The sequence below is a fragment of the Chimaeribacter californicus genome (genome assembly GCF_002858675.1).
Taxonomy (GTDB): domain Bacteria; phylum Pseudomonadota; class Gammaproteobacteria; order Enterobacterales; family Enterobacteriaceae; genus Chimaeribacter; species Chimaeribacter californicus.
This window is the reverse complement of sequence record NZ_PJZF01000020.1, coordinates 1-20370: the sequence shown is the minus strand read 5'-3', so window position 1 is coordinate 20370 and position 20370 is coordinate 1. Positions and strand designations below refer to the sequence as shown.

27 protein-coding genes are annotated in these 20370 nt (G+C 58.1%); 15 read left to right on the top strand and 12 right to left on the bottom strand.

Going from position 1 to position 20370, the window contains the following annotated elements:
• Window positions 1-30: 30 nt before the first annotated feature.
• Window positions 31-501, bottom strand: coding sequence for a YehS family protein (locus tag CYR55_RS18460; protein WP_101817833.1), 471 nt, complete (start codon window positions 499-501; stop codon window positions 31-33).
• Window positions 502-692: 191 nt separating this feature from the next.
• Here CYR55_RS18460 and CYR55_RS18455 point away from each other — a divergent pair, with 191 nt between their 5' ends.
• The 14 genes from CYR55_RS18455 to CYR55_RS18390 all read left to right on the top strand — a co-directional run bounded on the left by CYR55_RS18455 (window position 693) and on the right by CYR55_RS18390 (window position 9483).
• Window positions 693-1850: a pyridoxal phosphate-dependent aminotransferase gene (locus CYR55_RS18455; protein ID WP_101817832.1), complete on the top strand. Its 1158-nt coding sequence runs from the start codon at window positions 693-695 to the stop codon at window positions 1848-1850.
• Entirely contained in the window at window positions 1838-2611 is a 774-nt protein-coding gene (locus tag CYR55_RS18450; RefSeq protein WP_101817831.1) for an amidohydrolase, read from the top strand. Before CYR55_RS18455 ends, CYR55_RS18450 begins: the two co-directional genes overlap by 13 nt.
• A 108-nt stretch (window positions 2612-2719) precedes the next feature.
• Entirely contained in the window at window positions 2720-3859 is a 1140-nt protein-coding gene (locus tag CYR55_RS18445; RefSeq protein WP_101817830.1) for a PAAR domain-containing protein, read from the top strand.
• Entirely contained in the window at window positions 3849-4304 is a 456-nt protein-coding gene (locus CYR55_RS18440; protein ID WP_241522185.1) for a DUF943 family protein, read from the top strand. The genes CYR55_RS18445 and CYR55_RS18440 overlap by 11 nt, the downstream gene beginning before the upstream one ends.
• 16 nt (window positions 4305-4320) lie before the next feature.
• On the top strand, window positions 4321-4791 hold the full coding sequence (locus tag CYR55_RS18435) for a DUF943 family protein (protein WP_101817828.1): 471 nt from the start codon (window positions 4321-4323) through the stop codon (window positions 4789-4791).
• Between the two features lie 15 nt (window positions 4792-4806).
• Window positions 4807-5277: a DUF943 family protein gene (locus CYR55_RS18430; protein WP_101817827.1), complete on the top strand. Its 471-nt coding sequence runs from the start codon at window positions 4807-4809 to the stop codon at window positions 5275-5277.
• 23 nt (window positions 5278-5300) lie between these two features.
• Window positions 5301-5765, top strand: a complete 465-nt coding sequence (locus CYR55_RS18425) for a DUF943 family protein (protein ID WP_101817826.1) — start codon at window positions 5301-5303, stop codon at window positions 5763-5765.
• Between the two features lie 15 nt (window positions 5766-5780).
• A complete protein-coding gene (locus CYR55_RS18420) occupies window positions 5781-6245 on the top strand; it encodes a DUF943 family protein (protein ID WP_101817825.1) in 465 nt (154 codons plus the stop codon).
• 15 nt (window positions 6246-6260) lie between these two features.
• A complete protein-coding gene (locus CYR55_RS18415) occupies window positions 6261-6731 on the top strand; it encodes a DUF943 family protein (protein WP_101817824.1) in 471 nt (156 codons plus the stop codon).
• Between the two features lie 16 nt (window positions 6732-6747).
• On the top strand, window positions 6748-7209 hold the full coding sequence (locus CYR55_RS18410) for a DUF943 family protein (RefSeq protein ID WP_165699625.1): 462 nt from the start codon (window positions 6748-6750) through the stop codon (window positions 7207-7209).
• Window positions 7210-7262: 53 nt separating this feature from the next.
• A complete protein-coding gene (locus tag CYR55_RS18405; protein ID WP_101817822.1) occupies window positions 7263-7718 on the top strand; it encodes a DUF943 family protein in 456 nt (151 codons plus the stop codon).
• 14 nt (window positions 7719-7732) lie between these two features.
• Complete coding sequence (locus CYR55_RS24140; RefSeq protein ID WP_101817821.1) at window positions 7733-7888, top strand: DUF943 family protein; 156 nt, start codon at window positions 7733-7735, stop codon at window positions 7886-7888.
• A 38-nt stretch (window positions 7889-7926) separates the two neighbouring features.
• Entirely contained in the window at window positions 7927-8190 is a 264-nt protein-coding gene (locus tag CYR55_RS24245; RefSeq protein ID WP_101817820.1) for a DUF943 family protein, read from the top strand.
• A gap of 69 nt (window positions 8191-8259) precedes the next feature.
• On the top strand, window positions 8260-9483 hold the full coding sequence (locus CYR55_RS18390) for a glutamine amidotransferase-related protein (RefSeq protein WP_101817819.1): 1224 nt from the start codon (window positions 8260-8262) through the stop codon (window positions 9481-9483).
• Here the strand turns inward: CYR55_RS18390 and CYR55_RS18385 are convergent.
• From CYR55_RS18385 to CYR55_RS18335, 11 genes are all read right to left on the bottom strand, one after another.
• On the bottom strand, window positions 9422-10777 hold the full coding sequence (locus CYR55_RS18385; RefSeq protein WP_101817818.1) for a nucleobase:cation symporter-2 family protein: 1356 nt from the start codon (window positions 10775-10777) through the stop codon (window positions 9422-9424). The genes CYR55_RS18390 and CYR55_RS18385 overlap by 62 nt on opposite strands.
• Window positions 10778-10800: 23 nt before the next feature.
• Complete coding sequence (pucL, locus tag CYR55_RS18380; RefSeq protein WP_101817817.1) at window positions 10801-11697, bottom strand: factor-independent urate hydroxylase; 897 nt, start codon at window positions 11695-11697, stop codon at window positions 10801-10803.
• Window positions 11698-11699: 2 nt separating this feature from the next.
• A complete protein-coding gene (uraH, locus tag CYR55_RS18375; protein ID WP_101817816.1) occupies window positions 11700-12035 on the bottom strand; it encodes a hydroxyisourate hydrolase in 336 nt (111 codons plus the stop codon).
• Window positions 12032-12526 (bottom strand): 2-oxo-4-hydroxy-4-carboxy-5-ureidoimidazoline decarboxylase, encoded by a 495-nt coding sequence (uraD, locus tag CYR55_RS18370; protein WP_101817815.1) that lies wholly within the window; start codon window positions 12524-12526, stop codon window positions 12032-12034. The genes uraH and uraD overlap by 4 nt, the downstream gene beginning before the upstream one ends.
• Before the next feature lie 63 nt (window positions 12527-12589).
• A complete protein-coding gene (gene hpxK / locus CYR55_RS18365) occupies window positions 12590-13879 on the bottom strand; it encodes an allantoate amidohydrolase (RefSeq protein ID WP_101817814.1) in 1290 nt (429 codons plus the stop codon).
• A complete protein-coding gene (locus CYR55_RS18360) occupies window positions 13879-15141 on the bottom strand; it encodes a pyridoxal-phosphate-dependent aminotransferase family protein (protein ID WP_101817813.1) in 1263 nt (420 codons plus the stop codon). The genes hpxK and CYR55_RS18360 overlap by 1 nt, the downstream gene beginning before the upstream one ends.
• A 49-nt stretch (window positions 15142-15190) precedes the next feature.
• Complete coding sequence (locus CYR55_RS18355; RefSeq protein WP_101817812.1) at window positions 15191-15934, bottom strand: amino acid ABC transporter ATP-binding protein; 744 nt, start codon at window positions 15932-15934, stop codon at window positions 15191-15193.
• A complete protein-coding gene (locus CYR55_RS18350) occupies window positions 15915-16568 on the bottom strand; it encodes an amino acid ABC transporter permease (RefSeq protein WP_101817886.1) in 654 nt (217 codons plus the stop codon). The genes CYR55_RS18355 and CYR55_RS18350 overlap by 20 nt, the downstream gene beginning before the upstream one ends.
• Window positions 16568-17236 (bottom strand): amino acid ABC transporter permease, encoded by a 669-nt coding sequence (locus tag CYR55_RS18345; RefSeq protein WP_101817811.1) that lies wholly within the window; start codon window positions 17234-17236, stop codon window positions 16568-16570. Before CYR55_RS18345 ends, CYR55_RS18350 begins: the two co-directional genes overlap by 1 nt.
• 9 nt (window positions 17237-17245) lie before the next feature.
• Window positions 17246-18037, bottom strand: coding sequence for a transporter substrate-binding domain-containing protein (locus CYR55_RS18340; RefSeq protein WP_101817810.1), 792 nt, complete (start codon window positions 18035-18037; stop codon window positions 17246-17248).
• 240 nt (window positions 18038-18277) lie between these two features.
• The gene (locus tag CYR55_RS18335; protein WP_101817809.1) at window positions 18278-19117 is read right to left on the bottom strand and encodes a MurR/RpiR family transcriptional regulator; all 840 of its coding nucleotides are present in this window, start codon (window positions 19115-19117) and stop codon (window positions 18278-18280) included.
• A 129-nt stretch (window positions 19118-19246) separates the two neighbouring features.
• Here CYR55_RS18335 and CYR55_RS18330 point away from each other — a divergent pair.
• Window positions 19247-20370, top strand: a 1124-nt coding sequence (locus CYR55_RS18330; RefSeq protein ID WP_101817808.1) for a gamma-glutamyltransferase family protein, incomplete at its 3' end; no start/stop codon positions are given.

Genomic DNA, 20370 nt, shown 5'->3' with positions numbered 1-20370 from the left:
GAGTGCCGTTTTTTTTCGCTGATGCCGCGGTTACGCTTTCGCCGGGCGCACGCGCTGCGTCAGGCCCTTCAGGAAGTAACGCATAAACTGGTCACCGCACGGGCGATAGTTCTTGTGCCCCGGCTTGCGGAAGATCGCGCCGATCTCCGGCTGCGAGACGCGGAAATCCACGGACGCCAGGATCTCCAGAATGTCGGTGGTTTTCAGCTCGAACGCCACGCGCAGCTTTTTCAGGATAATGTTGTTGGTGACCGGCAGTTCAATTTCCGGGGCCGGGTGCGACTCATCACGGCCGCGGCGGAAGAAGATCAGGCCATTCAGGAAGTGCGCCATCACGGTGTCCGGGCAAGGCTGGTGGCCCGCCTCCTCCTCTTTCTTCAGATAGCTTTGCACCTGCTCCACGCTCGCGCTTTCACCGGCCGAAGCCAGGATCTCGATGAGGCGGGCATCGCTCAGGTCAAGCATGTAGCGGATGCTGCGCAAAACATCGTTGTTCATCATATCGGTCATTCCTGTTTTTAAGAGAGGGCGGCGTTTGGGAGCGCCGGTGCGCATTATAAAAGGATCGCGCCCCGAAACACCTCTTTATTTGCCCCGACTTCCCGGATTTGGCCGTCTAAGCGTCTTGATTGCCAAACGTCAGACAGATGTTATATTGTCGTTACACCCATTTCTGAGTATCGGCAAACACCATGAGCGCAGCCCTGATCCCGCAAAGTAAATTACCGGCCCTCGGCACCACCATTTTCACCCAGATGAGCGCCCTGGCGCAGCAGCACAACGCCATTAACCTGTCGCAGGGCTTCCCGGATTATGACGGCCCCGACTACCTGAAAGCGCGGCTGGCGTTCCATGTGGCGCAGGGCGCGAACCAGTACGCCCCGATGACCGGCTGTGCCGCGCTGCGTGAAGCGATTGCCGATAAAACCGCTGACCGCTACGGCTGGCAGCCGGATGCCGGTGCGGAGGTGACGATTACCGCCGGGGCGACCGAGGCGCTCTATGCCGCCATCACCGCGCTGGTGCGACGGGGCGACGAGATGATTTGCTTCGACCCGAGCTATGACAGCTACGGCCCGGCGGTAGAGCTGGCGGGCGGCACCATGACGCGCATCACGCTGCAACCGCCCGCCTTCCGCGTGGACTGGTCACAGTTTGCCGGCCTTATCACCGACAACACCCGGCTGGTGATCGTCAACACGCCGCACAACCCGTCCGCCACCAGCTGGCAGGCGGCGGATTTCGAGGCGCTGTGGCAGGCGATTGGCGACCGCGAGATTTACGTGCTGAGTGACGAAGTGTATGAGCACATCTGCTTCACCGCGCAGGGCCACGCCAGCGTGCTGGCACACCCGCAATTGCGCCAGCGGGCGGTGGCGGTCTACTCGTTCGGCAAAACCTACCACATGACCGGCTGGCGCGTCGGTTACTGCATCGCCCCGGCGGCGATCACCGCCGAGCTGCGCAAAGTGCACCAGTACCTGACCTTCTCCATCACCACCCCGGTGCAGCTGGCGCTGGCGGATATGCTGCGCCACGAACCGGCGCACTGGCAGACGCTGCCGGCATTTTACCAGGCGAAGCGTGACCGGCTGGTGCAGGCGCTGGCCGCCAGCCGCTTTGAGGTGCTGCCGTGCGAGGGCACCTATTTCCTGCTGGTGGACTACAGCGCGATCTCAGATCTGGATGATGTCGCCTTCAGCCGCTGGCTGACCGAGCATGTCGGCGTGGCGGCGATTCCGCTGTCGGTATTCTGTGCCGATGCCTTCCCCCACAAACTGGTGCGGCTCTGTTTTGCCAAGCAGGATGCCACGCTGGACGCCGCCGCGGAGCGCCTGTGTCAACTCTGAACCTGACTTTACTGCAACAGCCGCTGACGTGGCTGGACGGCGCGGCCAACCTGCGCCATTTCGACACCCTGCTCAGCACGCTGCACGGGCGCGATCTGATCATCCTGCCGGAGATGTTCACCACCGGTTTCGCGATGCAGGCGCCCGCCAGCGCGCTGCCGGAGGCGGAGGTGATCGCCTGGCTGCACCGCTGGGCGCAGCAGACCCACGCGCTGGTGGGTGGCAGTGTGGCGCTGAAAACGCCGGAAGGCGCAGTGAACCGCTTCCTGCTGGTGGAGCCGGGCGGCCGGGTGCACCGTTACGACAAGCGCCACCTGTTCCGCATGGCGAACGAACATATGCACTATCAGGCGGGCAAACGGCGCGAGATCATCGAGTGGCGCGGCTGGCGCATCCTGCCGCAGATCTGTTACGACCTGCGTTTCCCGGTCTGGTCACGCTGCCATCAGGATTACGATCTGGCGCTCTACGTCGCCAACTGGCCCGCCGCGCGCGCCGCCCACTGGCAAACCCTGCTGGCCGCGAGGGCGATTGAGAACCAGTGCTACGTCGCCGGCTGCAACCGGGTAGGCACTGACGGCAACGGCCTGCACTACCGCGGTGACAGCGTGATCCATGACCCGCAAGGCGCGGTACTGGCTTCCGCCGCCCCGGAAACCCCGGCGACCATTGAGGCCGCGCTCTCTCTGGAAGCGCTCCAGGCCTACCGCCAGGCCTTCCCCGCCTGGATGGATCAAGACAGCTTCCTGCGCCACGATTAAGCAATACCGCCTGCTGAAAAGTGGGCGGGATTTCTGTTTATACAGCACTTGCCTGTTAACCACACAAGGAGTATGGTCTTTCTGTTTTTTTAACAGAGGATTATTGGTATGGCCAGGATGCTTGCCCGCTTGGGCAATAAGACAACTCAGGGATACATTGTCAGTGCCACAACATCGGTTTATGAGGGAGATCTGCCGTTAGCCCAATTTGGTGATCTGGCATGGTGCAATGTCTGCCGGGGAAGTTTCCAGATGGCGGCAACAGGCACGGGTTGGTTTGAGGATGGCTATTTTGTTGCCAATGGTGACCGCGTAATGTGCGGTTGCCCTAACCACACCGTGTGCGCCGAATCCAGTTTCTTTGATGAGAGCGCCGATCAGGGAGGATTCTCGTCCTCTTTTCGTGAAACAGAACCCAGCACCACACATCAGACAGAACCCACCCAGTACGCCCAAACCGCAAAAAAACCGGTTTCCCCGCCCCTGCCGCTGCCCGCCCTGATTTTTGAAACGCAAAAGAAGATGGACGACTATACCGCTTCCGATATGAAGCATGGTGACCTGACTGCCGCCCAATTACGGGAGCAATACCATCTGACGGATATTTCCTCGCGCTGTAACCCCTACCAGATGGCGGACAGGCAAGCCAGCGCCCGGATATTGTTTGATGAGTTCCGCCACCTTTCTGATCTCTACTCTTTCCAGGGGCCCTATCAGGGGCTGATGCGCAAGATGATCGCGCATATGCAGGAGAACAGCGGAAAGCCGTTTAGTGATCCGTTGCTGGACAGGGCGATGAAGGAAAGGATTGATGAGGATACAAGCGAAAGTAGTTCAATTAAACGAATTAGAAACACTCTGCAAAAATTTATCTCTTGGGAAGGAAAATATTATCCTTTAGAAAAGCATAGTGAATTTCATGCATCTATAATAGATTCTATTTTACCTAAATTTAATAACTGGGCTGATCGAATTAATGGTTTAGGCATTACTGTTCACGGCACTGCAGCAACACATATCATATTAAAATCATTAGATATTAACGGTGACACTTTCCGTGCCACCATACACTACCAAATACAGGATCACTTTGGACTGGATGATGTGGACGTCCAACACCCGCTTTATCACCAGTTTCGACTATTCCGGATCTGGTTTATGCTTCAGCGCTGGGAATATTATGATTACAAGCCGTTCATCACAGAAATGAATGTCACCAAAACCATTGAGGGCCACCGTGACTTATAAATATAAACTATTGCTAGCGGTGCTTACCGCTGGCATTATTTACAATAGTTTCCATCTATTGAAGCCCACAGAAATAATTAATGCACATGATAACCATCACGTCCTTGTTAAACACTTCCCTATTTTTGATAAAGCAAAAATAGAGTGGTGGGAGAATAACAAAAAAATTTTAAAGGAGAAATACAACCTCCCTAAAAAGTACTCAGATGGTTCATTTTCTATTATGTTTTGGGACTATGGTGAGGGTTATAAAGTGCTTCCAGAAACTGACCAAAACTCAGACTTAGCTTGCTTTGATGACATAAAATCAAAAGCTAATTGTATAGAGAAAAAGGTAGTACTTACCGTGAGTTGTTTTGACGGCGGAAAAACAAGTTTTCATATGAGCAACGGACATACTTATCTTCAACTTAGCGACAAAAGTGAGCTTAAGCGCGTTGAATAAAAACCAGAGGATATAAATGTTAAAGAATAAAATATTATCGGCACTGTTATTAATAGGTTTCTTATTTAGCCTATGGTGGTTGTTAAGACCTGTGGAAATCGATGCTGTTCACCGCGATGGCGCTAAAGGACTCAGTGTTGTGCTGGTGAAAAATTTCCCGCTAACTGACAAGGGCGCCCTATCATGGTGGAAAAAGAACAGCTCCTACCTTAAAGATAACTATAACGTTCCAGACCCCAATGAAGAGGGTGAATATAGGATATACTTTTTAAAATGGAATGGCATTTATAAAGAGATGCCTGATACTGACCAAGGTTCTGATCTTCGTTGCTTTTCGGATATGCCCTCCCCAAAAAACTGTATCGATAAAGAAGGGATAATGTTATCTATTGCCCGGTTTGATGGGGGTAAAATTAAGATTGAAACACGTCATGGTAATACGTACCTTCAACTTTCCGAAAAAAGCGGGCTTAAACGCGTTAAGTAAAACCTGAGGATAAAAATGTTAAAGAGCAAAATATTATTAGCACTGTTATTAGTAGGGTTATCATTTAGCCTATGGTGGTTATCGAGACCGGTAAAAATTGGTGCAATCCATCGGGATGGTTATAAAGGATATGCTACCATCCTGGTAAAAAATTTCCCTTTGACTGATAATGGTGCTATTTCATGGTGGAACGAAAATAAAAACCGATTTAAAGAAAAATACGACATCCCTTCTTATGATGAAGAAGGACATTATGATTTAGTCTTTTTGAAGTGGGACGGGGTTTATAGAACATTACCAGATACGGATCAAGGTTCTGACCTCCGCTGCTTTGATGATATGGCAACCACAAAAAATTGCATTAAAAAGGATGGGATAGTTTTTTCTATTTCAAAATTTGATGGTGGTAAAATCATGTATAGAACACGAAATAGTAATACCTATATTCAACTAAAAGAACAAAGCGAGATAAAGCGGGTTAATTAACCTATAAAAAACCAGAGGAAAACATGTTTAAGCAAAAAATCATATTGATACTGTTATTATTAACATCCCTCTACGGGGTATGGTGGCTATTAGCTCCTGTAAAAATCATTGGCGTTCATCATGGCATGGCACACAATTATATCTTGGTTAAAAACTTCCCAATCACCGATCAAAAAAAGATAAGCTGGTGGAAAAAAAATAACCAAGAAATTAAGCGTAAATATAAGATACCAACACCTAACCCTAGCAATAAATTTACAATTGTTATATGGGATATAGGCAGCGGGTACAAAGAGATGCCTGAAACCGATCAGAATTCGGACTTACTCTGCTTCGCAGATATTAAGAAGAAAAACTGTGTTGAAAAACCGGGGCTTCTTATGAAGATTTACAGACTCCCTTACCAAAGCAAGATCTTCTATGAAATGAATGACGGCAGCCTCTATGACCAACCTGCCGAAACAAGCGAAACCAGACACATCAAGTAGATAAGAAAGGATAACATGTTAAATAATAAAATATTACCAATCCTCTTCTTAATGGTTTTCCTCTTTAGCCTAGGGTGGTTATTAACACCCATTGAGATTAAAGGGATTCATACTGACGATAACTTTAGCTTTATCCTGGTCAACAACTTCCCTGTGACTGATAAAGGTAAAATAGCATGGTGGTCGGATAACAAGGCCTCCTTAACTAAAAAATATGGCGTACCCGCGCCAGACAGCAACGGCTATTACACCGTGGTGATTTGGGACTTCGGCGATGGCTATCGGGAGATGCCGGATGTTGACCAGGGTTCTGATTTACTCTGTTTTGATGATATGAAAACGACCTTTAACTGCCTCGAAAAACCCGGCAGCATCTTAATGATTTCACGATTTGACGGCGGAAAAACAAGTTTTCATATGAACAATGGGCATACCTACCTTCAACTTTCCGAAAAAAGCGAGCTTAAACGCGTTAAGTAAAACCTGAGGATATAAATGTTAAAGAGCAAAATATTATTAACACTGTTCTTAATAGGTTTCCTGTTTAGCCTAGGGTGGTTATTGAGACCTGTGGAAATCGGTGCTGTTCACCGCGATGGCGCTAAAGGGCTCAGTGTTGTGCTGGTGAAAAATTTCCCGCTGACTGACAAGGGTGCCCTATCATGGTGGAAAAAGAACAGCTCCTATCTTAAAGATAACTATAACGTTCCAGACCCCAATGAAGAGGGGGAATATAGGATATACTTTTTAAAATGGAATGGCGTTTATAAAGAGATGCCAGATACTGACCAAGGCTCTGATCTTCGCTGCTTCTCGGATATGCCCTCTCCAAAAAATTGTATCGACAAAGAAGGAATAATGTTATCTATTGCCCGGTTTGATGGGAGTAAAATTAGAATTAGGACACGTCACGGCAGTGCTTACCTTCAAATTTCAGAAAAAAGCGAGCTTAAACGTATAAATTAAATACCAGAGGATGAAAATGTTAACAACAAAAATAAAATTTTTTCTTATAGCAAGCATACTATGTATAGCATGGGGGGTATGGTATCTCTCCCAACCTGTAGAAATAATAGCAATACATGATGGCAGTGTATTACTTGTCAAAAACTTCCCAATGACAGATAAAGGTAAAATAGCCTGGTGGGAAAACAATAAAAACAGGCTAAAAAATAATTATGATTTTCCTGCCCCCTATTCAATAAACAGAAGTTTTTACATTTCCATTTTTGATTTTGGCCACGGCTACAAAGCGATGCCTGATACTGATCAAGGTTCTGATTTACTTTGCTTTAATGATATCAAAGCAGCAGAAAGATGTATTGAAAAGAAATGGATTATGGATATTACATTTTTTTATGATAAAAAAATTCGTTTTAATCTAAGAGGCGGATCTTCTTATAGGCAGGAAGTAGAAAATGGCGAAATAAAGCGTGTTCGATAAAATATTTTCCCTAGCCTCCCATCATCAGCAGATATCATTTTATCGAGTATCAAATGCATATCATATATAAATCCTTAATAGCAGCATTTTCTACAGGAATTATTTACACAGGAATTTATCTCTTAAAACCCACAGAGATAATCAGTGCACATGATAACCACCACGTTCTTGTGAAATCCTTCCCTATGTTTGATAAGACAAAAATAGAGTGGTGGAAAAATAACAAAAACATTTTAAAGGAGAAATACAATCTCCCTAAAAAGTACTCAGATGGTTCATTTTCTATTATGTTTTTGGACTATGGTGAGGGTTATAAAGTGCTGCCAAAAAATGACCAAAAATCAGACTTAGCTTGCTTTGATGACATGAAATCAAAAGCTAATTGTGTAGAGAAAAAGGTCGTACTTACTGTAAGTTGCTTTGACGGCGGAAAAACAATTTTTCATATGAGCAACGGGCATACCTATCTTCAGCTCACCGATGAAAGCGAGCTTAAACGCGTTGAGTAAAATCAGAGGCTAGCATGTTAAAGAATAAAATGTTATTTCTAGTAAGTTTGCTCTTTGCTTTATGGCTGTTACAGCCTGTAAAGATAATCGCTGTGCATAGATCAGGAACTTTTACGGATATTATCGCTGAAAACTTCCCTGTTACTGATAAAGGAAAAATAAAATGGTGAAAAGCTAAAAAAGAGCCAATTGAGAAAAATATAAATTCTTGCCCACAGATAAAAATGAAAACCATACCGTAATAATTTGGGAGTGGCGAGGAAGTTATAAAGAAATGCCTGATACTGATCAAGGCTCCGATCTCCTTTGCTTTGAGGACATGAAAACGAAAAAGAACTGCATCGATAAAGATAAAAGAAAGGTATGGATATCTACATATGGCAAGGGTAAATACGAGTACTCAGTCGGGCTGGATGACAGAACCTATACCCAACTTACAGAAAACGCCGAACCTAAAAGAGTCCCTGATTAGCCCTCTTCCCCCCCACCCGGTACAAAACTTGCATCCCTTCCCTGTTTTTATTTCACAGGGGGCAGACCGATGACCATTACCTTTGTTGCACACCTTACGCCGGAACCGGCGCTGTATGGCGCGCTGGCCGCGATTCTTGCTGAGCTGCGGGCGTTGCCGTTGCTGCATCTGCCGGTCAGCCATGACGAGGAACGGTTCCCCGGCGGGCGGGGGCATATTACTGCGCGCGGGCAGCGGGTCAGCAGCGGGTTGCTGTGGGTCGAACGATTGACCGGCCGCGATGCCGGGGCAGAGACGCCGTGGGAAACGGTGCGGGAACGGGCACTTAGGGAAGATCTGGTGGTGCCGGTGAACCCGGCGCTGTTGCCCCAACTGGAGGCGTTTATCGCGGATGCGGAGTCGCACGGCGTGGCGGTAGAGTGTTTGCGGGTGGTGAAAAAGAACCAACGCTACCAGCTTGAAGAGTGGGAAAGCGGCAAAGTGCGCAGCAACGGCTGGATGCAGGATGACGTCGGCCGCTGGACGGTGGGCAGCGTCGCGCAGCCGGTGATGCGCAGCGGCCAGACCCTGCGGGTGGCGCTGGCCGGCACCGCCCAACAGCATCATGACGCCAACCCGGCCATGATGGCTGCACTGGGTGATGCCGCCGATGCACTGGCAATGCCCATCGAACTGCTGTTTCTGTCGCCGGGCGTCAGCCACAGCCAGCGCGTGCGGCTGCTGCGCAATGCGGACGCGATTGTCCTGCCGGACGACCCCTGCGCAGGGCCGGGTGCGGTAGAGACAGAGGCCGCCGACTGGGCGCTGGAGCAGAATCTGCCGATCCTCGGCACCGGCAGCGGGATGCACGTGATGGTGGCGGCGCTGGCGCAACAGTGCCTCGCCGCCCCGCTGCCCTGCACGCTGCCGCTGGCCGCACCGCGCCTCGGCAACCACCGCATGACGGTGCAACACCGCAGTGCGCTGGCGGCAGCGGCAGGCAGCGCCCTCACCCTGCGTTACCACCAGCACCACCGGCTTAACCCGGCACTGCTTGAGGATCTGGCGGCTGCCGGATTACAGGTGGCCGCCGCGTTTGACGACCATGACTGCGCGGCGGTGACGCTGGCCGATCACCCGTTCTTTACCGGCCTGGCCGGGCGGCCGGAGCTGGCCTCACGCCGTGAACGCCCGCAACCGCTGCTGATGGCGTTCTTGCAACAGGTACGCCAGAGCAAGCGTACCCGGGAGATCAGCCACGCGGCACTGACGACGAGCGCACCCCCGGCACATCCGCACTTCTTACGGGGTTGAATAACAGGTTGAGCAGCAGCGCGGCCAGGCAGGACGCGCTGATGCCGGAGTGCAGCAGCGTGTTCACCCAGCCGGGAAAATGATCGTAGAAGGTCGGCATCACAATCGGGATCATGCCGAAGGCGATGGCCGTGGCGACCACCACCAGGTTCATGTTGTCTTTGTAGTCCACTTTCGCCAGCGTGCGGATGCCGCTGGCCGCCACCGAGCCAAACAGCACCACGCCTGCCCCGCCCAGCACCGGCAGCGGAATGGTGGCGAAGATCACCCCCAGCGCCGGGATTACCCCCAGCAGCACCAGGATCAACCCGCCTGCACTCACCACAAAGCGGCTTTTGATGCCGGTCAGCGCCACCAGCCCGATGTTCTGGGCGAAGCTGCTCTGCGGGAAGGAGTTGAACACCGGCGACAGCGCGCTGGCCAGCATGTCGGCGCGCAGGCCGTTGGCGATGCGGCGGCTGTCCACCGGCGAGCCGACAATCTCCCCCACCGCCATCAGCCCGGCGGTGGTCTCGGTGAGCAGCACCAGCACAATCAGCAGCATCGATAAGATCGCCGGCAGCTCAAAGGTCGGCCAGCCAAAAGCGAACGGCTGCGGCAGCGCCAGCAGCGCGCCGGAGGCCAGCCCGCTGAAGTGGGCTTTCCCGGCCAGCATCGCCGCCACGGTGCCGATGACCATCGCCAGCAACACCGAAATGCGCGCCACCGCCCGGTTGCCCACTTTGTTCAGCAGCAACACCACCGCCAGCGTAAAGGCCGCCAGCCCGATGTTGCCGGTCGAGCCCCAGTCCGGCGCGTTAACGCGGCCGCCCATCGCCCAGCGCACCGCCACCGGCATCAGCGACAGGCCGATCACCGTGATCACCGTGCCGGTCACCACCGGCGGGAAGAAGCGGATCACCTGGGCAAAAAACGGCGTGATCAGCAGGCCCAGCGCCGCCGCCACCATCACCGCGCCAAACACCGACGGCAGCCCGCCGCCGCCATTGACGATGGTGACCATGGTCGCTACCCCGGCAAAGGAGACGCCCTGCACCAGCGGCAGGCGCGAGCCGAAAAATGGCAGCCCCAGCGTCTGTAACAGCGTGGCCAGCCCGCTGACAAACAGGGCAGCCGAGATCAGCATCCCGATGTCGGCGGTGCCCAGCCCGGCGGCGGTGCCGATAATCAGCGGCGGGGCGATGATCCCGCCGTACATGGTCAGAATGTGCTGCAAGCCGTAGGCAAAGGTTTTGCCCAGCGGCAACCGCTGATCTTCCGGGCGGTGTGGGGCGTGTGGCGCGGTCGGTGTCATGGTCGGTGCCCTCAGGTAACGGATTAACAGAAGCCGGTGACGTTCTCCCAGGCTTTCCCGGCCGGGGAACTGCTCTCACGCAGCACGCTGGCCTCAATCAGCCCATAGGGGCGGTCGGCGGCGAAGAAGACTTCATTCGGGTTATCAAGGCCGAACGGCGAGAGATCCACCGTGAAATGGTGCTTGTTCGGCATCGAGAATTTCAGCTCATCAATCTCCGGGTGCGCCTCCAGCACGCGCTTGCCCATTGCGTACAGCGTCTGTTGCAGCGCCAGCGAGTGGGTGTCGGCGAAGGTCTCCAGCAGCAGCCGTTTCACGTTGCCGTAGACTTCGTTGAAGTCGAGATCGAGGCGGTTATAGCGCCAGCGGGCGGTCACGGCCGTGGCCAGAATGCGGTCGGTCGCGCCTTTCAGGGTGGTGTAGCGGTCTTCCATAAAACCGTGGAACTCCGAGCCGGTGGACTTCATCACCACCAGATCGGTCAGCCCGGCCACCACCCAGGTCTGGTCGCCGTCTATTGTCACGCAGGCGGTGCGCGTCTCCTGGCCGCTGCGCACAAAGGCGTGGTCATGCCCCTCGCCGTTCACCGGGATGCGCTGCCACTGATACTGCTCGGCCGACCAGTGGCCGCCGCTCACTACTTCATAGTTGCCGGTGAAGTGGCGGCCGAGGCGCAGCAGGAAATCTTCCGGCGAGCGGATGCCGTCGCGGGCAAAGGCGTAGACGGTGTTTTTCTGGGTGTCGGTGGGCAGGCAGTGGGCGTTGTCACCCTCTTCATGCACCGCCCGGAAATCACCGCGCAACTGGGAGGTGACGTTCAGGTCATCAATCTCATGGCGTGCGCTGTCGCGGGTTACCTTCACCACCCGCACCTCGGCTTTGCCGTACTGGTTTATCCCTAAAATGATGTTGTCGTTCATATTCAGCTCCCGCGATAAGTGGAATAGGCATAAGGGGCGATCAGCAGCGGCAGGTGGTAGTGCGCCTGTGCCGCGTCAATCTGCACATCGAGCATGGCGGTGAGGTAGAGTGACGCCCGCCCATCCCGCGCAAAGTAGCCGCCGATGTCCGCACACAGGCGATAATGGCCGCCGGGCAGCGGGTCCGGCGTCAGGTCAGTGACGCGGCCGTCGCGGTTGGTTTCACTGCGGGCGATGACCTGCTCCTGCCCGTCGACGATCTGCGCCAGCCAGACGGCCACGCCCGCCGCCGGTTGGCCGAGCGCGGTATCAAGAATGTGGGTGGTAATGGTGCTCATGGCGTAATCAGCTCCTCTAAGCGCAGCAGCGTAATCTGCCGCAACTGTTCCAGGCTCTCCTGCTGCTCCTGCACCGGGCTGTTCACCAGGCGGCGTTGCAGGATGGCCAACATCTCCTCAGCGCTGCGCCCTTTGGCGCGCACCAGAAATACCCGGCCGAACCGCTGCTCATAGGCCAGGTTGCCCGCCCGCAGTGCAGCGGCGGTATCTGCATCAGGGGGTACGCCCGCCTGCTCGCGGCGGGAAAATGCCGCTTCCGCGTGCTGCCCGGCGGCGCGCTCCCCGATGCGCGGGTGGGCGCTGAGCGCCAGCATCAGCTCAGCCTCCTGCCAGCCCTGGCTGGCCTGCCGGGCCGCTGCGAGTAATTCCGTGCGCGAGGCGTAAGGCCGCCCGGCAACCAGCTGCGCCGCCCAAGCCGGGATCGCCACACAGGGGCGTAACAGTGCCCCGGCGCGTTCCGCGGAAAGCGCATTAAAGTCATCTACGTTCATCGTTACTCCTGAGGCAACCCGGCAGAAAGGGAAGTGCAAAACACGTGCCGGAATGCGTAAAGGTCACACCGGCGCGGGTTCCCCGGCTATCGCCAGCACGGCGGAGAAGTACGCCGCCACCGCCACGGCCACATCGGCTTCGTTCACGGACTCGTCCGGGTGGTGGCTGATGCCGCGATCGCAGCGCACAAACAGCATCCCTACCGGCCAGCGCTCTGCCACGGCAATCGCGTCATGCCCGGCACCGCTCGGCAAACTCAGGCTGCGCCCCTGCACGGCCGCCACGCTGTGGCTGAGATGCGTTTGCAAGGTGGCATCACAGGCGGTGGCGGGCATGGCGTAAAATTGCTCGGCGGAGAAGCGCAGCCCGCGCCGGGCGGCGATCTGTTCCGCCTCTGCCAGCAGCTCAGCGAGCAGGCTTGCCAGCGGGGCCTCTTCCGGGCCGCGGATGTCGAGCGACAGCCGCACCTCGCCGGGGATCACGTTGACCGCGCCCGGCAGGCAGCTCAGGGTGCCGACGGTGGCGACCCGGTGCTGCCCGCGTTCGGTGGTGATGCGTTCCACCGCCAGCGCCCACTCTGCCGCCGCCGTCAGCGCGTCTTTGCGCTGCCCCATCGGCACCGTCCCGGCGTGGTTCGCCTCGCCGGTGAACACGCAGTTGAGCCGCCGCGCCCCGTTGATAGCGGTGACCACGCCGAGCGGCAGGTCGGCAGCCTCGAGGCACGGCCCCTGCTCGATGTGCAACTCAAGGTAGCCGCAGAAGGCTTCCGGGGGCCGCGCCGCCGCCGTGATGCGCGCCGGGTCCAGCCCCGCCTCTTGCAAGGCGCGCGCCACGCTGACGCCGTCGGCATCGGTGCGCGCCAGCCACTCCGGCGGCCAGGTGCCGGTAATGCCGCGGCTGCCGAGCAGCGTGATGCCGAAGCGCGTGCCCTCTTCATCGGCAAAGCCGATCACCTCCAGCGCCACCGGCAAGCGGCGGCCGGTGCGGTGCAGCTCAGCCACCACTTCAATCGCCGCCAGCACGCCCAGCATCCCGTCGTAGTGACCGGCGTTGCGCACGGTGTCGAGGTGCGAGCCCAGCAGCAGCGCCGGGGCGTCCGGCGTGAGGGCGTCATAACGTCCGCAGATGTTGCCGACGCTGTCCTGCCAGACGCGCATCCCCGCCGCCGTCATCCAGGCTGCGACGCACTGGTTGGCGCGCAGGTGCTCCGGCGAGAGGTAGACCCGCGTCAGCGCGCCCGGTGTTTCGCTGATCTCCGCCAGCGCCGCACAGCGCGCCATGATGCGTTGCGCGGCGGCGCGGCGCTGCTCTGCATCCAGCGCGGGCGGTGCAGCTGAGGAACATTCAGGCATCAGCGGCCTCCTGCCGGGGCGGCGTGTTGATCGTGGTTTTGCTGATCATAATGATTCCAGGCGGCCTGGAGCGCCTCGCCCTGGGTGGAGCGGAAGCCGAGCCGGTTGAGCACCGCTTCCAGCGCCGTCAGGGTCTGCATCACGCAATCTTTGCGGGCGTTATAACCCATGGTGCCGATGCGCCAGATCTTGCCGGCCAGCGGGCCGAACGAGGTGCCGATCTCAATCGAGAAATCGTTCAGCAGCAGCTGGCGCACCTGCTCGCCGGGGATGCCGTCCGGGATCATCACGCCAAGCACGTTGTTCATGCGGTGGTTCAGGTCGCCGAACACCTCCAGCCCCATGCCCTGAATCCCGGCCAGCATTGCACCGCCGTGCAGTTGGTGGCGTGCGATGGTCTGATCCAGCCCCTCTTCCAGGATCACGCGGGCACATTCGCGGGCGGCGAACAGCATACTGGTGGCTTCGGTGTGGTGGTTGAGGCGCTCTGGCCCCCAGTAATCCATGATCATGCCGAGGTCGAAATAGTTGGAGTAGATCATCTCCTCGCTGCCGTCGGTGTGCTCAGCGGTGCGGATGCCCTCCTCCACGCATTTACGGCGGCGGATCGCCTCCTCAAAACGCGCGCTGATGGTCACCGGCGAACTGCCGGAAGGGCCGCCCAGGCACTTCTGCAACCCGGCGGAGACGGCGTCCAGCCCCCAGGCATCACTCTCCAGCGCATTGCCGGCCACCGAGGCAGTGGCGTCGGTGTAGAACAGCACACCGTGGCGGCGGCAGATTTCGCCCAGTTGGTCGAGCGGCTGGAGCATGGTGGTGGAGGTGTCGCCCTGCACCGTGAGCAGCCAGCGCGGCTTCACCGTTTTGATCGCGTCCTCAATCTGTTGCGGATCAAACACCTCGCCCCACGGTACCTCGATGGTGTGCACCTCGGCGCGGCAGCGGCGGGCGATCTCACACAACAGGTGGCCGAACCGGCCGAACACCGGCACCAGCACTTTGTCGCCGGGGCGGATGCCGGAGAGCAGCACCGCCTCGATCCCGGCGCGGGAGGTGCCGTCCACCAGCAGCGTCCAGCGGTTTTCGGTGCGGTAGATGCCGCGGTAGAGCGCCATGACTTCGTTCATCATGCCGGTCATTGCCGGGTCATACTGCCCGAGCAGCTGGCTCGCCATCGCCCGCAGCACGCGCGGGTCGGCGTTAATCGGCCCCGGCCCCATCAGCAGGCGGGCGGGCGGGTTGAGTTGTCCGTAGTGGGTCATGGTTTCACTCCCTTCTTTCGTTATCACCAAACAGGCACACCGCCGCGCCTCAGGCCTCGTTCAGGCCGCGCACCGATGCGATAAATTGTTGCAGTTCCGGCGTTTGCGGGTGGGCAAACAGCGCCCGGCTTTCGCCCTGTTCCCACACTTTCCCCTGATGCATGAAGATCACGCGGTCACCGACCTCACGGGCAAAGTTCATCTCATGCGTCACCAGCACCAGCGTCATGCCCTCTTTCGCCAGCTGCTCCAGCACTTTCAGCACCTCGCCCACCAGCTCCGGGTCAAGCGCGGAGGTGATCTCATCACACAGCAGCACTTTCGGGTTCATCGCCAGCGCCCGCGCAATCGCCACGCGCTGCTGCTGGCCGCCGGAGAGGCTGGCGGGCGCATAGTGCATCCGGTCGCCCAGCCCGACTTTGTTCAGCATCTCTTCGCCCAGCGCCCGGCACTCCGCGGCACTTTTGCCCAGCACCCGGCGTGGTGCCAGCATCACATTCTCCAGCGCGGTCATGTGCGGGAAGAGGTTGAAATTCTGGAACACCATGCCGATGGAGCGGCTGATCTCACGCGCCTGCGACTCCTTGTCAGTGATGGTCATGCCGCCCAGCTTGATGCTGCCCTCCTGATACCCCTCCAGCCCGTTGATGCAGCGCAACAGGGTACTTTTGCCGGAGCCGCTGCGGCCGATGATCGAGATCACCTCGCCCATATCGATATCCAGATCCACGCCCTTCAGCACATGGTTTTTGCCGTAATATTTTTGAACCTGATTAATGGTGATCAACGGCATGGAATTTTCTCTCCAGATAATGGCTGTAACGCGAAAGCGGATAACACATCAGGAAGTAGCCCAGGGCCACCAGCCCAAACACTTTAAACGGCTGATAGGTCACGTTATTCAGCATGGTGCCCGCCTTGGTCAGCTCGATAAAACCGATAATCGACGCCAGCGCGGTACCCTTGACCACCTGCACCGAAAACCCTACCGTCGGCGCGATGGCGATGCGCAACGCCTGCGGCACAATCACCCGCCACAGCGTCTGGCCGAACGTGAGGCCGAGGCAGCGCGACGCCTCCCACTGCCCTTTCGGCAAGGCATCGATGCTGCCGAACCAGATATCCACCAGAAAGGCGCTGGTGAACAGCGTCAGCGCCAGGGTTGCCGCCGTCCAGGGGCTGACATCAATGCCGAACAGGCCGAGGCCGAAGAACGCCAGAAAGAGCTGCATCAGCAGTGGTGTGCCCTGAAACAGCACCGTATAACCGCGCACCAGCCGCACCGGCCAGCGGCGGCGGGTCAGGCGCAGCAGCAGCAACGGCAGCGTCACCAGGGTGCCGCCGAGGAACGCCACCAGCGACAGCAGCAGCGTCCAGCGCGCCGCCAGCAGCAGGTTGCGCACGATGTCCCAGTCGGTAAATGTCATCATGCCGGTACGCCTCCAAATACCCGGCGGCCCAGCGCCAGCAGCACGTGCCGCATCACTATCGACAGCAGCAGGTAGAACAGCGTAGTCACCAGATAGACCTCAAAACTTAAAAAGGTGCGCGACTGAATCAGGTTGGCGGCAAAGGTCAATTCTTCATACGAAACCTGCGACACCACCGAACTGCCGAGCATTACGATAATGCACTGGCTCACCAGCGCCGGGTAAATCCGCTTCAGCGACGGCGGCAGTACCACCCGCAGGAAGGTCTGCGCGCGCGACAGCCCAAGCACCCGCCCGGCTTCCCACTGCCCTTTCGGCGTGGCCTGGATGCCGGCGCGGATAATCTCGGTGCTGTAGGCGCCCAGGTTAATCAGCATCGCCAGCAGGGCCGCTTCCCCGGCCGTGAGTTTCAGGCCGAGGCCCGGCAGGCCAAACACAATAAAAAACAGCTGCACCACAAACGGCGTATTGCGGATGACCTCAACATACCCGCCCCAGAGGGCGCGCAGCACCGGCCGGTTGCCACAGCGGATCGCCGCGCCGCAGATGCCGAGGGCAATCCCGCCTGCCGTCGCCAGTGCCGTCAGCTCGAGGGTGGTCAGCAGCCCCGCCAGCAACTCCGGCAGATAGGGCCACAGGGCCGGAAAATTGAGCTGATAGGTCATGTCCGCTCCTTACGCGCCCAGATCGGCCGGCAACGGCGCTTTCAGCCATTTTTCCGACAGCGTGTTCAGCGTCTGGTCTTTCAACGCCTCACCAATCAGTTCATCCACTTTGGCCTTCAGCGCCGGTTCATCCTTGCGCATCCCGACGTAGCACGGGGAATCCTTCAGCATGAATTTCGCCACCGGCGCTTTCGCCGGGTTCTGGCGGGCAATCGCCGCCACCACCAGATTGCCGGTCGCCACATATTTCACCTGGCCGGAGAGATAGGCGGACAGCGTGGTGTTGTTATCCTCATACCGCTTGAGCTGCGCCTCTTTCGGCGCAATCCCGCTCAGCACCATGTCCTCCACCGCGCCGCGCGTCACGCCGATGCTCTGCCCGGCGAGCTGGCTGGCATCACTCAGGGTTTCCTCTTTCGGGCCGAAAACGCCGAGGAAGAACGGCGCGTAAGCGCGGCTGAACGCGATCGCCTTCTCGCGCTCCGCATTTTTACCCAGGCTGGAGATCACCAGATCCACCTTGTCGGTTTGCAGGTAAGGCACGCGGTTGGCGCTGGTGACCGGCACCAGTTGCAACTTAAGTTTCATCTTGTCGGCCAGGTAGTGCGCCATGTCGATGTCATACCCCTGCGGCTGGAGATCGGTGCCTACCGAGCCGAACGGGGGGAAGTCCTGCGGCACCGCGACCCGCAGCACGCCGCGCTGCTGGATCTGTTGCAGTTGGTCAGCCAGTGCGGCCGACGCCTGCATCACCAGCAGGGCCGCCCCTGCCAGGGCAAGAAACGATTTTCTGAATGTCATGAGCATATCTCCGGGGTGCGAAAGATGAAACGATAGATTCTTATAGAAGCCATCCTGCAACGAATGTGCCAAGAATCACCCGGCGGGAAACTGGGGCGTTATCTCATGACAGCGCCCCGGTTATTGGCAAAAAGCAGAGGGAGTGCGGAAGGGGCGGCGCACTGCACAGCGGGCGTGCGGTGCGTTAATCAGGTGCAGGGGATCAGTGCAGCCGCACTGTATGGGTGCAGCGCTGGGCGGTCAGCGCTGTTCCAGCTCGTCTAGGTCGCCGTAGAGATCGGCAATCTGGTGGATGCGCTGGCGGCCGCTGGCCAGCAGGTGGTGCAGCAGCGCATTGCTGAGCAGGTTAGCCAGGCTCATCGCCGCTGAGTAGGCGTCAAACGCGGAGACGCTGTCGAGCGGTGCGGCCAGGTGCCAGCGCGCCAGCGGCAACAGCGAAGCCGCCTGCGGCTCGCACACCAGCACCACCGGCACCTGTTGCGCCTGCAACTGCGCCAGCAGGGCGCGCACCGCACGCGGGCGACGGCGGAACGCCACAAAGATCACCACATCGTCTGCGGTGAGATCCACCAGCTCCTCGGAGAGCGTCTGGCCCGGCTGCGGCACCAGCTGCACCCCGGGGCGAATCTGTAACAGTTGCTGGCGCAGGTGCAGCGCCACCGGGTAGCTGTTGCGAAAGCCGAGTAAACAGACGCGCCGCGCCGCGGCCAGCGCCGCAATCACCTCACCAAACTGCGCGGCATCGATCTGGTGCACCCACTGCGTCAGGTTGGCCATCTCCTGCTTGTAGTGACGCGCCAGCAGGGTGTTGCCCTCCACCGCGTCGCGGTTGTCAGTGAGCGGCAGGCCGCTCTGGCGCAGCGCCCGCACCTCGTCACGCATGCCGCGGTAACTGGCATACCCCAGCCGCCGGAACAACCGGCTGACGGTGGCTTTGGAAACGCCGCTGAGCCGCGCCAGCTCGGCGCTGTTGTGGCTCATCAGGTGGTCGGGGTGGTCGAAAATAAAGTCCGCCACCCGCTGCTCCTGCGGCGTCAGCGCGGCGTAATGGCTGCGCAGCCGTTCATCAATCTGTTTCATCCGCTCCCCTGCAACCTCTGTTTCACGCTATTGCAGGCAAGGTAACAGGCAACCCGGCAAAGTGGAACGCCTCTTGCTTGATTTATGCCTGTGAATCCGCCCCTTGCCGGGGCAAACAGAGGAATCGGCATGATAAACAGTAATTGCGCCCCGCTCGGCATGGCCGTGACGCCGCACCATCTCGCCAGCCAGAGCGCGCTGGCGGTGCTGCGTGACGGCGGCAACGCCATCGAAGCGATGGTTGCGGCCGCCGCCAGCATCGCGGTGGTTTACCCGCACATGAACGGGCTGGGCGGCGACGGCTTCTGGCTGATTGTGCCGCCGCAGGGCGATCCGATCGCGATAGACGCCAGCGGCGCGGCCGGCAGCCTCGCCACCCCGGAGCGTTACGCCGGGCAGGCGCGCATTCCGCACCGTGGCCCCGGCGCGGCACTGACGGTGGCGGGCACGGTGGGCGGCTGGCAGGAGGCGTTGCAGGTAAGCCGCGAACTGGGCGGCGAGCAGCTGCCGCTGGACCGGCTACTGCGTGACGCGCTCCGCTATGCCGCCGACGGGGTGCCGGTGACGGCCTCGCAGGAGGCGGCCACCCGCAGCAAATACGCTGAGCTGGCGCATTTTCCGGCCTTTGCGGAAGTGTTTTTGCCCGGCGGCGAGATCCCGCTGTGCGGCAGCCGCTTCACCCAGCCGGCGCTGGCGCGCACCCTGTCGGTGCTGTGTGAAGAGGGGCTGGAGAGTTTCTATCGCGGCACGCTGGCGGATCAGATGGCTGATGAGATGGCGAGCTGCGGGATGCCGGTCACGCGCGAGGATCTGGCCGCCTACCGCCCGAAACGCCGGGTGCCGCTGCGGCTGCAACACAGCAAAGGCGAAGTCTTTAACCTGACGCCGCCGACGCAGGGGCTGGTGTCGCAGGCGATCCTCGGGATAACCGACCGGCTGGATCTGGCGCAGAGCAACGAGGCCGACACCCTGCACGGCATCGTCGAAGCCACCAAACTGGCGTTTGGCCTGCGTGACCGCTTTATTACCGATCCGCGCCAGATGACGCAGGACGCGCAGGCGCTGCTCGACCCGGCGCACCTGGATGCGCTGGCCGCGCAGATTGACCCGCTTCAGGCCGCGCCGTGGGGCAACGGCAAAGGGCCGGGCGATACCGTGTGGCTCGGCGTGATGGACAGCAGCGGGCTGGCGGTTTCGTTTATCCAGAGCCTTTACCACGAATTCGGCAGTGGCGTCGTGCTGCCCGGCAGCGG